A 14,985-nucleotide genomic window follows, 5' to 3' on the forward strand; every position below is an offset into this window, starting at 1 on the left:
CACTATCAGTACAATGTTTTGACAGAGATTTCCCTACTTCCTATGCGCGCTTGTTGGTTCCATTCGTTTTTTGTATTCACTGTGGTGCTGTTTACGCTGATATTTTCGGTCGGCGCAGTGGCGCAAGAAGAGGCGCAAGAAGCGCAGCAAGAAAAACTTGCTGAGCTACAGGCAGAGCTTCGCGCGCGTCAGCAGGTCCTTGAAAATAACAAGGCCAGTGCCAAAGAACTGGAAGAAGTGCTAAGGCGCTCAGAGCTTGAAATTGGAACCGTCGCCGCCGCGTTATCAAAAACGAAACAGCAGTTAGATAATGTGGTAAAGGAAGAGTCTGCACTGAAACAAGAGCAGGAAGCGATAAAAGAGGCCATTAGAAAACAACAACGATTGTTAGCCAGCCAGTTAAAAAGCGCCTTTATGGCAGGCCATTATGACTACGCAAAAATGTTGTTCTATCAAGAGGACGCTCGCACATTTGAACGCACTATTACCTACTACCAGTATGTTGCTAAAGCGCGTCAACAAGAAATTACCAAGTTTAAAGATAACGTGGCTCGCTTAGAGTCTGTCACGGCGTCATTAGTAAAAAAAGCAGAAGAGCTGGTTACGTTACGGCAAAATCAAGAAAACCAACGAGCTGTGCTAATCACTCGACAGAGCGATCGAAAAAATACGCTGAAGAAGATAAACAGGACTATTGCATCAGAAAGTCAGCGAATCGCCGTGCTACTTGAAAATGAAAAATCTCTTCTTGATGCCATCGAGGTCGCACGTTTAGCGGCACTGCGCGCTGCAGAGAATGCGCAAATTACATTAAATGGGCTGGCCAAGTCCAAAGGCAAACTTACGTCACCCGTCGAAGGTCGTATGCGCAAGCTATTTGGAAGTCGTCGCCAAGGACAAGTGCGCTGGAAAGGCGTTATTTTTGATGGAGCAGAGGGCGACCCGGTAATCAGTATTGCGCCAGGGCGTGTGTTGTACGCCGATTGGCTTAGAGGGTTTGGTCTAGTGGCAATTGTCGATCACGGTGAAGGCTACATGACAGTTTATGGGCATAACCAAGCGCTATTAAAACAAGCGGGCGATGACATACGGGAAGGCGAGCGCCTAGCGCTTGTTGGGCGAAGCGGTGGGCAAGAGTATCCCAATCTGTATTTTGAAATACGTCATAAAGGTAAAGCACTTAATCCTTCGTCCTGGCTTGACTAAAACGTGCTATACCCTTGAATAACCGAGATTACTTGGTATGCTGTAAACGTTGAGTACAAACGTACTCGCATGCGCTTAAAATAAAAATAACCATAAAATGGAATTACAAGATGCTAGGGCGTCTACTCTTCGCGTGTACAACAATGTTATGCCTGTTTGTCAGCAACGTATCGGTCGCTAAGCCGAGTATCGTTATTATCCTTGATGACTTAGGCTATAAACCGACCGATTTAAGTGCGTTATCGCTGCCCAGCGAAATCACGTTTTCTATTCTTCCTGAAACGCCGTTGGCTAAAACGATTGCTGAGAAAGCCGAGCAGCAAGGTAGAGCCGTCATGTTACATATGCCTATGCAGGCGGAAAGCGGAGAAACAATGGGCCCCCTTGGGTTGACAACTGATATGTATCCTGCGGCCATTACGCATACGCTGAGAAAAGCCATCAAAAGTATTCCCAATGTTGTCGGTGTTAACAACCATATGGGCAGTGCGTTTACTGGGCAAGAAGCATCAATGACGGCGTTAATGTTAGAAATAAAACGCCAAGGGTTGTTTTTTATCGATAGTAGAACGAGCGTGTACACCACAGCACAAGAAGTAGCAAAACAAGTAGGCGTGCCAAATGCTAGTCGGCAAGTGTTTCTTGACCATGTTAGAACAACGCCGTTTATTGCGTCTCAGTTTGAACGTATGAAGCGCATTGCCCAAGAAGAGGGAAGCGTTGTTGTCATTGCCCATCCTCACCAAGTTACCCTTAATTTTTTACAGCAAAACCTGCCATTACTCCAAGATGAAGGGTTTACCCTAACCTCAGCATCAGATTACTTGCTGAAAAAGGTTAAGCCAGTGTCTGTTAGCTTGCCTGATATGGCGATTGCTGCCCCTAACGAATAGCCATACCTCTTAAAAATTATCTATTTACGCATTGCTTTTCTTACTAAGAGAAAAAAATTTGAGCAATTAATTTTTCATTTACCGCTTCAATGTTATAATATAACGTCTCTGAAATGGTTATGGTGCAGTAGCAATGAATCCGATTGATGACAATCCAGCGAAATTAGACAAACTTGGCATTTGGGTGTCGAGTTTGTGTGCGTTGCATTGTCTGGCACTACCCGTGCTTATTCCACTGCTGCCGCTTATCGGGTCAACCTTTTTTGCTCAAGTGTGGTTTGAAAGGGTCATTTTATCCATTTCATTGCTTATTGGCGGTGTTGCCTTATTTAGTGGTGCGTCACGCTACCATGGCCAGTACTACCCTCTTGTGCTGCTATTTACCGGTGGGGCAATTTATTGGCATAAAGACATTTTCGGTGAGGCGTATGAGCCATTTACTATAGCCGTTGGCGCTTTGTTGATTGTTGCTGGCCATTGGGTGAACATGCGGTTATGTAGGCAGTGCAAATGTTGTAAGAATACGGTGTTTAGCCACCACCTATCATCACAAGCCGGTAAGTAAACGGCGTTAGTTATGCTAACGTCGAGACAGCGACATCTGGCACATTAGTAAAAATACCGTCCACCCCCCATTCTTTTAGCATCACCATGTCGTCGCAATAATCAACGGTATAAACGTAAACTGCCAATCCATGTTGATGTGCCTCATCGACAAACGCTTTATTAATAACGTTTAAATCTACATTAATAGAGTGCGCCTGTAATGCTTGTGCGCACTGTGTTCCCGCTAGTGCATATGTTGCGGTTAACGCTCCTATCTTTACTTCTGGCCACTGCTGCGCAATATCACGTAACCAATGGTGATTGAACGACGATACTAATAACTTACTAATATCGATGTTGGCCAGCGCTGCCGCTTGTTTTGCTTCACGCACCCATTTGTCGGCATCAACAAGGTGTTTAACTTCAATATTGCACCACTTTCCGTGGGGAATGGTACACAGAGCTTCGGTTAAAACTGGGATCCGCTCACCTTGCCCTGCGTCAAGCGCGTGAAGCGAAGTAAGGGGGGTATCAAGAAGAAAGCCATGTGCGCCGGTGGTACGCGTTAGCCTACGATCGTGAAAAACCACAATGGCGTCGTTATGCTGATAGGTATCAAACTCGATGCCGTCCGCCTTTTGCGTAAACGCAAGATTGAATGCCAATAACGTATTTTCAGGTGCGTATTTGCTGGCCCCGCGATGAGCAAAAATTAGCATTGTGTTTACTCTTCGTAATTAGATTTCATATGCAGTTTATGGGTGTTTAGTGTTTCATAGACAGACGCAGACGTGATGAGTATACCGCCGAGCAACGTTTGCCATGTGGGTTTTTCATTCAGCAAGATAACCGCTAAGATCACACCGTAAAGAGGCTGCATACACGCTATTAGCGAAAACGTTTTTGCGCGTAAGTGACGCAAGCTTGCTGCAATGAGTGCGTGAGGTAAGGCAGTAAATATCGTTCCTAACAGTAGCAGTAGCAGCCATGTGTTCGACGACGCGGTAGTTAATTCTGCGCTACCAAATGGAGCAAGAAGTATGGCAATTACCAATGTTTGCCATGCCATGGCTTTTGCGCCGCTGTAGTGTTTGAAATGATTACGGTGAATAAGATTTCTAAACGCATACAAAATCGCCGATACAATACCAATCAACACACCCAGCGTTATATCGTTTTCAAGCGATGCGACAGGCACGATAAAGTACACCCCCAGCAACACTGCCAGTGCAGACACAATGTCTTGCCACACTAGGCTAACTTTTTCGAAAAAGGGCTCTATTAATACGGTAATAACCGGAAAGGTAAACAGCGCAATCATACCCACCGACACACTTGCGAACTGCATTGCAGAAAAGTAGGTCACCCAGTGCAATGCCATCAATATGCCAAGACCCAGTGCAATAACGTAATCTTTCTTGTTGTTAAGCCTAAGACTCTCTTTTGCCATGGTTAGAAAAGCAAACAACGCCACACACGCCAAAACGGAACGGACTAACGTAATATCGCCGGCACTCAGAGGTACCAGCCGAGAAAATAATGCCGTGCCACCCAATAATATTATGGTGAGGTGTAACGAAATGAGGCTTCGTTTTACTGGGTCCATAAACTAGCTGGTAGCCGTGTCGCTTTCAGCTTTTTTTGCCATCGCATCACCAAGACGCGTTACCTGGCCCGAAAATAAATCTTCAAAATCAATCGTATCTTTTTCAAAGCAGACCACAATGGTCGACCCTAATTTAAAGCGCCCTAATTCATCGCCTTTATTCAGTTTCACACTTGCTTCACTGTCTTGTTCGTACGACCAATGTTGAACATTTTTACCCGCAGGTGGCGTTACCGTTCCGGCCCATACTGTTTCAATGCTCGCTACAATGGTTGCGCCAACTAGTACCATCGCCATTCTTCCAACTGGCGTATCAAATAGCGCAACAACACGTTCGTTGCGAGCAAATAGGCCAGGAATGTTTTGCGCGGTCAGTGGGTTTACCGAGAACAATTCACCCGGAATGTAAAGCATGTCAGTCAATGTGCCTTCTACAGGCATGTGGATGCGATGATAATCACGAGGGGCCAAGTAAATGGTAGCGAACTTTCCATTTTTAAAAGGTGCTGCAATGTCTGGTTTGCCGCCAAGCAATGTCGTCAGGCTAAAATCGTGTCCTTTCGCCTGAAAAATACTATCGCTGTTAATATCGCCAAATTGGCTAACCGTTCCGTCCACGGCGTGGATAAGTACACTATCGTCGTCGTTGATAGTGCGGGCTTCAGGTTTAAGCGGGCGAGTAAAAAAGGCATTGAAGCTGCGATAATGTTCAGGCTCACTGTAAAGCGCCTCGCTCATATCGACATTATATTGCTTGATAAATGCTTTGATAAAAAACGTAGTTACACTGCCCATCTCAGCCGACGCAAGCTTACCTACAAGGCGAGACAAAAGGTGTTTAGGGGTAATGTATTGTAAGTTAACTTTTAGCCAGTCCAGCACAGAAACATCTCCGTTTATGCAATAGTAATAGTTTACCTTAACTTAGCTGCACGCATGTAACTTAAACATTATGAGTGCAATCAACTCGATATAAGTAAGGTGTGTAAAGAAAAAGGCAGCTGCAAAAGGGCAACTGCTTTCGTAATTTGGTGCGCCGCTATCCCATACCTGGTGGTTGACTGTGGCTAGGACGTTGGTCTTCCATTGTTGCTAGTATTTTATGGTAGCTTTCAAACCGAGCCGCACTAATCTTTCCTTCTTCCACGGCTTCTCGTAGCAAACATCCTGGATCATTTAGATGTTTACAGTCGCGGAATTTACAGCCACCTAAAAAGTCTCGGAACTCTATAAAGCCCCATGTAATGCGTTCGGTTGGAATGTGCCATAAGCCAAACTCGCGTACACCAGGTGAATCAATAAGATCGCCTCCAGCGGGCAGGTGAAGAAGTTTTGCCGCGGTTGTTGTATGTTGGCCTAAGCCTGAGTTATCCGAAATTTCGCCTGTCAATTCATCTGCATCGGGTAATACTTGATTAATAAGGCTGGATTTTCCTACGCCTGATTGCCCTACAAATACACTGATACTATTGTCCAAATACGCATTGAGTGCTTGAATACCTTCACCCGTTTTACAACTTGTATAAAGCACATCGTATCCAAGGCTTTTGTATGTAGTTAGCTGTTCATCGACAACGGCCTTTTCAGCATCACTGAGCAACTCAACTTTATTTAATACAATAAGAGGGGTAATGCCAATATCTTCGCAAGCAACAAGATAACGGTCGATTATATTCGTCGACAACGAGGGCAAAATGGCGCTAACCACAATGATGCGGTCGATATTAGCCGCAATAGGTTTAATACCGTCATAAAAATCGGGGCGGGTTAATACCGAGTGACGGTCTTTGACGATTTCAATCACACCACTCACACCAATACCGCTGCCTGCATCGGTTGTATCGCCTTTGCTGTAAAATACTTTGTCGCCACACACCACAGAATCAATGGTTCTGCGTATATGGCAACGTGATACTTCGCCATGGACATCTTCTACATCGGCATGTTTACCAAACCGACCAATTACCGTTCCACTCTCAAGGCTGCTTTCGTCTAGCTTGTTTTTAGCAGGCTCGCCGTCTTTGCCTTGAAGTCGCTTGTTTCTATTTGCTGCAACTTGGCGTTTCTGTCTGTGTGTAAGTTTTGGTTTTTTCGCCACGATTCTTTTCTAGTTCACGTATACTAAGGTAATAATAACGTTTGTAGAGCATGGTTGCCATGCTTCAATGACAAGAGGAAAGATATGAGTAAGAACGACAATAATCTCGTATGGATTGATATGGAAATGACCGGGCTCGATCCTGAAACCTGTGTAGTCATGGAAATCGCAACTATCGTAACCGACCCGCAGCTTAATATCTTGGCTGAAGGCCCTGTTATTGCAGTGCATCAGCCAGACTCTGTACTTGATAACATGGACGAGTGGTGTACTCGCGTTCATGGTGAAACAGGCTTAACAGAACGGTGTAGGGCAAGTACGGTTAGCGAAGGTGAAGCTGCACAGCAAACCATCGCTTTTCTTGAACAGTGGGTGGGCAAAGGTAAGTCACCGCTTTGCGGCAATACCATAGGGCAAGACCGACGCTTTATGGTGAAATACATGCCAGAGCTTGAAGACTACTTCCATTATAGAAGTATTGATGTAAGCACAATAAAAGAGTTGGCAAGACGCTGGAAGCCAGAAGTGCTCGATGGGTTTAACAAGAAGGGCGTTCACTTGGCACTTGACGATATTCGTGAGTCAATTGAAGAAATGCGTTATTACAGAGAAAAAGTGTTTACGATTTAGTCGAATGAGCGCCTAGGTGCCAAAAAAACACAATTAAAGGTTGCGTTACACCAAAATTTTTGTAAAATGCGCACCACTTCAAACGAAGTGCCTTTTTGTTGCGGGAATAGCTCAGTTGGTAGAGCACGACCTTGCCAAGGTCGGGGTCGCGAGTTCGAATCTCGTTTCCCGCTCCAAATTCAAATCTAACTTTCGGTAAAACGGTAGTTAGTGAGCGTGAAAGCGCGACCCCCAAGGGGTCACGACCGAGTGTCGGCCAGTTGGCAAATCTCGTTTCCCGCTCCAAATTTAAATCTAACTTTCGTCAAAACGTGAGTTAGCTACCAAAAGATGCAACAGCATCGACTCTATGCGGGAATAGCTCAGTTGGTAGAGCACGACCTTGCCAAGGTCGGGGTCGCGAGTTCGAATCTCGTTTCCCGCTCCAAATTCTTCATCACATATACAAACTAACTTCATTAGTAATAGTACAGCGGCCCCTGTGGGCCCGCGACCGAGTGTCGGCCATTGCTTCACAACGAATTACCAAATCTCGTTTCCCGCTCCTAATTCTTTTCTTCAAAAAATATTCATTTTTTCGTGTCGGTTAATTGAATCAATATGGTGCGTTAAACGAATAAATGTGGTGCAAATCAAGCTGATGTTGCTATTGTGGTCTAATATTGCACAAGAATTGTGCAATAAATGGCAAAGAATTTGACCCGTTGGAATATTAAATGGATTTTTCTGAATAAATATGCATAATTCGCGCTCTTTTGTGCCAACTCGATGTATTTCGGTTGCTAAATCGGGCACAAAGCTTGCAATTTCACACTATTAAAATACAAGACTCAAAGCCATAAAACACTTTCAATAAGAAAAGTGAGGCGAGAGCATAATATTAGTATCACTCGGAGAAACACACATGGCTTTTGATTCATCAAAGCGTCACAGCGTATCAGCGCTAGCGTTCGCTGTCGCCTCAGCGTTAACGTTAAATGCTTCCGTCGTTAAGGCTCAGGAAGAGCCTGTAATAGAAGAAAAGGATGTGGAAAAAGTAGTGGTCACGGGGTCGAGAATCGCCCGAGATCCAAATCTAGCATCGCCGTCACCTGTGCAGGCAATATCTGAAGAAGATATTCAATTATCAGGTGAGTTCTCTGTTACTGACGTAATAAACGATATTCCGGCGCTTTTTTCCTCTACCACTGCTGAAAGCTCGATAGACTCTGGTTTCGCCGATGGTGCTAATATTTTGAATTTACGTGGGCTTGGGTCTAACCGTACATTGACCTTGGTTAACGGTCGACGCCATGTGGGCGGTGTTGCAGGTTCTGCTGCCGTAGATGTAGGCTCTATCCCGGTAAAACTTATTAAATCGGTAGAAGTATTAACAGGCGGCGCTTCGGCAGTATATGGTGCTGATGCGGTTACAGGTGTGGTTAACTTTATTCTTCGTGACGATTACGAAGGGTTTGAAGTTGACGTAAACACAGGTATCTCGTCTGAAGGTGACGGTGAGCAAATCAGTTTGTCAGCGTTATACGGTACCAACTTTGACGATGACAAAGGTAACTTTGCTATCAATGTCGAGTATCAACGAGATGAAGGCTTACGTGTAAGCGAGCGCGACAATGGTTTAATTATTGGTTCAGCACGAGACTGGACTAACCCAGCCTTGCGTTTCCAGCAAGGTGACTTAGGCGCTAGCACGCCAAACCTTTCTCAATATTACAATTACGATAATACTGGGTTGTTTAATTTTGGTTTGTCTATTCCAAGCCAAGAAGCGTTTATTGCAAATTATATCGATACGTTTGGTACAACGCCGACGCTTACAGAAGCCGAGTTAGCGCTATTTAATCGTGCGTCAACCGTTCCTCCACGCGCCGTATTGCCTTACAGAACATTCCCATTCACGTCAGGATACGGATACATCATTCCTGGAAACCCTTACACATTTGCAGGGTTTGACCCAGCAACTAACATCGACTTAGACGGCAACGGCACACCTGACTGTTTAGACTCTTTTTCTGGCTATAACAGTTCATTTGGCGCAGCGTCTTTCGGTGTGTTAGGTGGGTGCTGGAATGTAACAGAAGATGGCTCTTATCGTCCTATTCAAGATGGCTTAGTATCGGGTAACTTTGAAGGGTTTGGTGGCGATTCGTATAATACCATCCAACAACCGCGCGGCTATTTAATAACCCCTAACGATAAAGTGTCAGTCAACCTGCTTGGTCACTACGATTTAAGTGACGACATGACAGTATATGGCGAGCTTAAATATGTTGTGCAAACAACCGAGAATGAGAGTCAACCTACATCATATTGGGATTTATTATTCGGTGCGCCTGACAACCCTTATTTGCCAGAGTTTATCCAACCGCTAGCAACCGAACTTGGCGGTGTAGCGATTACAGCCGATCCTATCGGTATTGGCCGAGGCAAGATTGACAATGAGCGTACCACTGTGCGTGGTGTGATTGGAATTGAAGGCTTTTTTGATAACGATTGGGAATACAATCTTTCGGCAAATTACGGCCAATTTGAGTTTGAACAACAAGGCACAGAAAATATTGTTGTTGTAGACCGTTTCTTCTCTGCAATTGATGCAGTAACAGACCCATCAACGGGCGCTGCAAACTGCCGAGTAAACCTTGACGCGAATACGCCTCAGGTTACAACCGCATTTAATATTCCCGTGTACGACCCAGGCTATTTCTCATTTACGCCTGGCGATGGCAGTTGCGTACCATTAAATATTTGGTCTGGCGCAGCAGGCATTTCGCAAGAAGCGGTTGACTGGGTTACGCAAGACAGCTATTCGAAAACGACAATTGAACAATTCGTGGTGAGTGGTTCAATTGCGGGTGACTCAGCCGACTACTTCGAACTGCCATATGGGCCGGTTGCTTTCGCGGTAGGTGGCGAATATAGAGAAGAAAAATCTGAAGCTATTTTTGATGATTGGCAGCTAGGTATCATTCCGCAAGGGTCTCAATATCAAGCAGGCACATTGGTATCAGATTACTCAACGAATAACTCTTTGGTTTTCCAACCTTCTATCAAAACTGCCAATGAAACCGGTAAATTTGATGTAAGTGAAGTCTTTGTGGAATTATCCATTCCATTAATTGTAGCCGAAGAATTTGCTGAGGAGCTATCTGTAGACTTAGCTGCACGCTATTCTGACTACTCAACCATTGGCGATACTACGACATGGCGTGCTAACGTACTTTATGCGCCGCACACAGACCTTATGATTCGTTTATCGCAATCACAAGCAGTACGTGCCCCCAATATTACCGAATTGTTTGGCCCGGAAGTGGGTACCACGTTCCGTCCAACAGACCCGTGTAATGCAAGTGTTATCTCTGGTATCAGAGGCAACGATCCTGCTGCGGCCGATCAAATCCAAGCAAACTGCGTGGCAGACCTTCAGTCAATCGGGTTTAATCCGTTCAACGATGCAGGAGAGTATACCTATACTGATCCACTTTCAGCGGCGTTCCCTGGCGTAACGGGCGGTAATGCTGAGCTACAAGAAGAAACCGCAGATACCACAACGATTGGTTTTGTTTATCAGTCTAGCTGGCTAGAAGGTTTCTCAGTAACAGCAGATTACTGGAGCATTGAAATTGAGTCAGCGATCAGTGCTGTAAGCTCAAACGATATTGTGAATGGTTGTTATGTTGGAGAGAATTTAAATGAGAATTTCTGTTCTCTGTTCACTCGAAACACAGACAGCAACTCGCCACAGTTTGGCGGTTTAAACTTCTTACGCTCAACACAAGTAAACTTCGCAAGAACAGAAACTGCAGGGGTCGACTTCAGCATTGGTTATGACTTCGAGATAGAAGATCACGCCTTTACGACAAAAATCTCTGGTACACGAGTGAACAAATTAGATTTGTATACTAATCCAAATGATCTCAGCGAAGTAAACCCAGAGCTTGGCGAAGTGAATCGTCCAGAGCTCGCAGGAAACATCAACCTAGGCTGGAAATGGGGTGATTTACAAATAGCATGGCAAACCCAGTACATGGATGAGCAACTTGTTTCTTTTGTTGAAATCGAAGACTACGAGCGTGGCGACTATGATGATTCTGTAGTTATGGATGAGTTTTGGCAGCACGACATCAGCTTTGCTTACAATGCGACAGAAATTGTACGTGTATATGGTGGTGTGAAAAACATTACGAATGAAGAACCATTCCTTACGAACTTTGCTTACCCGGCAAGTGCACGCGGACGTTTCTATTTCGTTGGTTTTGATATGCAATTCAACTAATACGTCTATCACACTAGGATAGAGATAAAAGGCGGTCATGATTGACCGCCTTTTTTGTGTTTACTGTAATTGATTTTACGTTAATCTATCGCTACTCTTACTGGTCTAACCAGATTGCTACTTCCTTCGCGGTCAGATGTTTTGTGCATAAGCTAAGAGGGTTACGCCGTTTCTAGGATTAATATGTCTAACAACTACGTACTGAATACTTACAACAAATTTCTGAAACTACCTTTCGGGAAGAAACTATTTAGCTGGTACTCCGCTCGTCGAGCACCATACTTTTCAACCGTGTCGCCTGTTATTACCGATGTCCGCCCCAACTACTGTGAAGTTAAGATAAAAAAGCATAAGGCGGTGCAAAACCATATTGGTACAGTCCACGTTATTGCCATTTGCAATGGGCTTGAAATGGCAATGGGCTTTATGTGTGAAGCGTCCATTCCTAAGCATTTGCGATGGATACCTAAAGGTATGGAAGTGAAGTATCCAGCCAAGGCAGATTCTGATATTCGCTGTGTTGCCGAAGTGCCCGCTGATGCATGGAAGCCGGGTGACCTTCCCATTCCTGTTAAAGCCTACAACCAAGATGGTGTGGTGGTTGTAGACGGTACCATTACAGTATGGGTCAGTGAAAAGCGCTAGGTAACCCGCTCAACTTATTTATATAGAAGGTCGCAATGCGGCCTTTTTACTTTCTTATTCACTCCGTCAAATATTAAGTTTTTGCGACGGACAACTTTGTGTTTGACACCCTTTCAAAACCCAACTAAACATAATCTGTGATGCCACTATCACGGTATATATACCGTCTATTTTATACCAACGCTGTGTGACGTAGTTTTTAACAGCAATTCGTTTAGCAAGAGGTTAAGATGACAACATTGACTAGGCAACAGGTTATCAGTAAACCGTTTGCTGATAGCAAACATTATCCGTATGGTTTTGCGCGTTCAGGCGACTTTTCGATTGCAGAAAGTAAACTACTGCAGTCCCATGGCAGTATTTTCGCTGCATTAGTTGATGGTAAGATTTCACCAGAGAACGACGAAGAACAAATGTACTTAGAGTCTGCCCTAGGGCACAGAGCGCCATCAACGCCTCAAGAAAAAACATGGCTTAAATACCAAGCTCGAATCAACAGGCCAAAGGCTGCTAGTATTTACGGCTCTAAGCGTACAATAGTGGAAGATGCTGACGATGAAGATATCGATGACAACAGCGACTTAGACATTGAGATAGATGACGATTGAATTGTTAACTCAATGTAAAATTCCATCCTAATATTTGTGTTTAAAACCAACCAAACGAAACGTTTATCCTAATTATATCGATTATTGGGATATATATCTCACTTTTGTGCGTTTTGCTGTTTTATCTTCCTACTAGCTTCGTTATAGTCCAGTCATCGTCAACGTACGCTGACAAACCCCAACCTATTACAGGAGAATGTACTGTGAAAATGATGTCGGGCGCAGCCATGGTGGTAGAAGCGCTAAAAGATGTAGGAGTGACACACGTGTTCGGTTACCCAGGTGGTGCCGTATTAGACATTTATGACGCACTTTTTGCGCAAGATGATGTCAAACACGTCCTCGTACGTCATGAACAGGCAGCCGCACATATGGCGGATGGTTATGCACGTTCAACAGGTAAAACCGGCACAGTACTCGTCACTTCAGGTCCAGGCGCAACCAATACCATCACAGGTATTGCGACCGCTTACATGGACTCTATCCCAATGGTGATACTGTCAGGTCAGGTACCTTCTAAGCATATTGGTGAAGATGCGTTTCAAGAAACGGATATGGTGGGGTGTTCTCGCCCAATCGTTAAGCACAGCTTTTTGGTGAAACGTGCCGTTGATATTCCTGAAGCGATCGCAAAGGCGTATTATATAGCTAACACAGGGCGGCCAGGCCCGGTGGTTGTTGACCTTCCCAAAGATATTGTGAATGTAGCCGAAGAACATCCTTATGTTTACCCTAGCGATGTCACAATGCGCTCATACAATCCAACCGAAAAAGGGCACCCCAAGCAAATTAAGAAAGCGGTAACCGCTTTACTTAAAGCCGAACGTCCAGTGCTTTATGTTGGTGGTGGTGCAGTCTTAAGTGACGCATCATTGAAAGTTATCGAGCTTGCCGAAAAGCTGAATGCACCCGTAACGTGCACCTTAATGGGCTTAGGGGCAATGCCTGGTACCCATGAACAATTCATTGGTATGTTGGGCATGCATGGTACGCTTGAAGCAAATAAAAGCATGCATAATGCCGATTGTATTATTGCGCTTGGCGCACGCTTTGACGACCGCGTTACTAACAATGTAGATAAGTTTTGTCCGCATGCGGATATTATCCACGTTGATATCGACCCCGCGTCTATTTCAAAAACGGTGAATGCGCATATTCCTGTTGTTGGCTCAGTCGATAAAGTGTTAGATCAAATATTAAGTCACGTTGATAAGCACGATTTATCGGGTCAGAAAGAGAAGTTAAGCGACTGGTGGCAGCAAGTTAATACATGGCGTGCTCGCCAATGCTTAAACTACGACCAAGGCGAAGAGGTTATTAAACCGCAACGTGTTATTGAAGCGTTATATAAGCACACCGACGGTAAGGCCTATATCAGCTCAGACGTAGGCCAGCACCAAATGTTTGCCGCGCTTTACTATGCCTATGACAAGCCACGTCAATGGATTAACTCTGGTGGTCTGGGTACCATGGGCTTTGGCTTACCTGCTGCAATGGGCGTGCAAGTTGCACACCCTAAATCAACGTCTGTAGTGGTAACCGGAGATGGCAGTATTCAAATGAATATCCAAGAGCTGTCTACGTGTTTACAGTACAACCTACCGATTAAAATCATAACGCTGAATAACCGTGCATTAGGTATGGTTCGACAGTGGCAAGATATGATTTATAAGGGGCGCCATTCGCATTCTTATATGGACTCAATGCCTGACTTCGTGAAGTTGGCCGAAGCGTATGGTCATGTGGGTATAAAAGTAGATAAGTTAGATGAGCTTGATGCCGCGATGGAAAAATGCTTTAGCTACACCGATCGCCTCGTGTTTATGGACATTGCGGTTGATCAAAATGAACATGTATATCCAATGCAAATTAAGTACGGCGCAATGGACGATATGCGCTTGAGCAAGACGGAGCGAACCTGATGAAACGTATTATTTCAGTATTAATGGAAAACGCCCCGGGCGCATTATCTCGTATTGTAGGCGTATTTTCGCAGCGTGGTTATAACGTCGACTCGCTTTGTGTAGCACCGACTGATGATGCTAGCTTGTCGCGCTTAACAATTATTACCCACGGTGACGACAAGGTCATCGAGCAAATTACTAAGCAGGTAAACAAGCTTATAGATGTGCTTAAAGTGGTTGATTTGACCGAAGGCGCGCATATCGAACGAGAGTTAATGCTTATTAAAGTCGCTACCCGTACCGAGTCTGTGAGAGCGGAAGTAAAGCGCAATGCGGATATTTTTCGTGCCCGTATTTTAGACGTGAATGCAAATAACTACACCATCGAACTTACCGGTACCAGTGATAAGCTCGATGCATTTGCTACAACAATGGGGCAGTGTGCAGAGATTATCGAATCATCTCGTACCGGCGTGTGTGGCTTGGCTAGAGGCGACAGAGCGCTTCGTCCATAATCGTTATACTGCTAACTAAAAAAGGGCGTTTTACGCCCTTTTTTATTGTCTTAAGTACACT

The 14,985-nt window shown here is 44.7% G+C and carries 13 protein-coding genes and 2 tRNA genes; 11 read left to right on the forward strand and 4 right to left on the reverse strand.

The window, feature by feature from the left end; all coding sequences use genetic code 11:
* The first annotated feature begins 18 nt into the window (after positions 1-18).
* The 3 genes from AC27EZ_RS08170 to AC27EZ_RS08180 all read left to right on the forward strand — a co-directional run bounded on the left by AC27EZ_RS08170 (position 19) and on the right by AC27EZ_RS08180 (position 2,664).
* Positions 19-1,206 (forward strand): murein hydrolase activator EnvC family protein, encoded by a 1,188-nt coding sequence (locus AC27EZ_RS08170; RefSeq protein ID WP_487134863.1) that lies wholly within the window; start codon positions 19-21, stop codon positions 1,204-1,206.
* 143 nt (positions 1,207-1,349) lie between these two features.
* Entirely contained in the window at positions 1,350-2,099 is a 750-nt protein-coding gene (locus tag AC27EZ_RS08175; RefSeq protein ID WP_487134864.1) for a divergent polysaccharide deacetylase family protein, read from the forward strand.
* A 133-nt stretch (positions 2,100-2,232) separates the two neighbouring features.
* Positions 2,233-2,664, forward strand: a complete 432-nt coding sequence (locus AC27EZ_RS08180) for a MerC domain-containing protein (RefSeq protein ID WP_487134865.1) — start codon at positions 2,233-2,235, stop codon at positions 2,662-2,664.
* A 10-nt stretch (positions 2,665-2,674) separates the two neighbouring features.
* Here AC27EZ_RS08180 and AC27EZ_RS08185 read toward each other — a convergent pair whose 3' ends face one another.
* The 4 genes from AC27EZ_RS08185 to rsgA form a co-directional block, all read right to left on the reverse strand.
* The gene (locus AC27EZ_RS08185; RefSeq protein ID WP_487134866.1) at positions 2,675-3,364 is read right to left on the reverse strand and encodes a glycerophosphodiester phosphodiesterase; all 690 of its coding nucleotides are present in this window, start codon (positions 3,362-3,364) and stop codon (positions 2,675-2,677) included.
* Positions 3,365-3,369: 5 nt separating this feature from the next.
* Positions 3,370-4,251 carry a DMT family transporter gene (locus AC27EZ_RS08190; protein WP_487134867.1) on the reverse strand — a complete coding sequence of 294 codons (882 nt, stop codon included), beginning with the start codon at positions 4,249-4,251 and terminating at the stop codon, positions 3,370-3,372.
* Between the two features lie 3 nt (positions 4,252-4,254).
* Positions 4,255-5,133, reverse strand: coding sequence for an archaetidylserine decarboxylase (gene asd / locus AC27EZ_RS08195; RefSeq protein WP_487134868.1), 879 nt, complete (start codon positions 5,131-5,133; stop codon positions 4,255-4,257).
* Positions 5,134-5,290: 157 nt separating this feature from the next.
* Positions 5,291-6,349 (reverse strand): small ribosomal subunit biogenesis GTPase RsgA, encoded by a 1,059-nt coding sequence (gene rsgA / locus AC27EZ_RS08200; RefSeq protein ID WP_487134869.1) that lies wholly within the window; start codon positions 6,347-6,349, stop codon positions 5,291-5,293.
* A gap of 84 nt (positions 6,350-6,433) precedes the next feature.
* Between rsgA and orn the strand changes: the two genes are divergently transcribed.
* The 8 genes from orn to ilvN all read left to right on the forward strand — a co-directional run bounded on the left by orn (position 6,434) and on the right by ilvN (position 14,924).
* A complete protein-coding gene (gene orn, locus AC27EZ_RS08205; RefSeq protein ID WP_487134870.1) occupies positions 6,434-6,979 on the forward strand; it encodes an oligoribonuclease in 546 nt (181 codons plus the stop codon).
* A 100-nt stretch (positions 6,980-7,079) separates the two neighbouring features.
* Positions 7,080-7,155 (forward strand) — tRNA-Gly (locus tag AC27EZ_RS08210).
* Positions 7,156-7,330: 175 nt separating this feature from the next.
* Positions 7,331-7,406, forward strand: a tRNA-Gly gene (locus AC27EZ_RS08215).
* A 477-nt stretch (positions 7,407-7,883) separates the two neighbouring features.
* Positions 7,884-11,252 carry a TonB-dependent receptor domain-containing protein gene (locus AC27EZ_RS08220; protein ID WP_487134871.1) on the forward strand — a complete coding sequence of 1,123 codons (3,369 nt, stop codon included), beginning with the start codon at positions 7,884-7,886 and terminating at the stop codon, positions 11,250-11,252.
* A gap of 183 nt (positions 11,253-11,435) precedes the next feature.
* Positions 11,436-11,897: a hotdog fold domain-containing protein gene (locus tag AC27EZ_RS08225; RefSeq protein WP_487134872.1), complete on the forward strand. Its 462-nt coding sequence runs from the start codon at positions 11,436-11,438 to the stop codon at positions 11,895-11,897.
* Positions 11,898-12,127: 230 nt separating this feature from the next.
* A complete protein-coding gene (locus AC27EZ_RS08230; RefSeq protein ID WP_487134873.1) occupies positions 12,128-12,505 on the forward strand; it encodes a MaoP family protein in 378 nt (125 codons plus the stop codon).
* A 203-nt stretch (positions 12,506-12,708) separates the two neighbouring features.
* Positions 12,709-14,427: an acetolactate synthase 3 large subunit gene (locus AC27EZ_RS08235; protein WP_421133419.1), complete on the forward strand. Its 1,719-nt coding sequence runs from the start codon at positions 12,709-12,711 to the stop codon at positions 14,425-14,427.
* On the forward strand, positions 14,427-14,924 hold the full coding sequence (ilvN, locus tag AC27EZ_RS08240; protein ID WP_421133420.1) for an acetolactate synthase small subunit: 498 nt from the start codon (positions 14,427-14,429) through the stop codon (positions 14,922-14,924). The genes AC27EZ_RS08235 and ilvN overlap by 1 nt, the downstream gene beginning before the upstream one ends.
* Positions 14,925-14,985 lie beyond the last annotated feature (61 nt).

Source organism: Alteromonas sp. 4NH20-0056 (assembly GCF_057539655.1).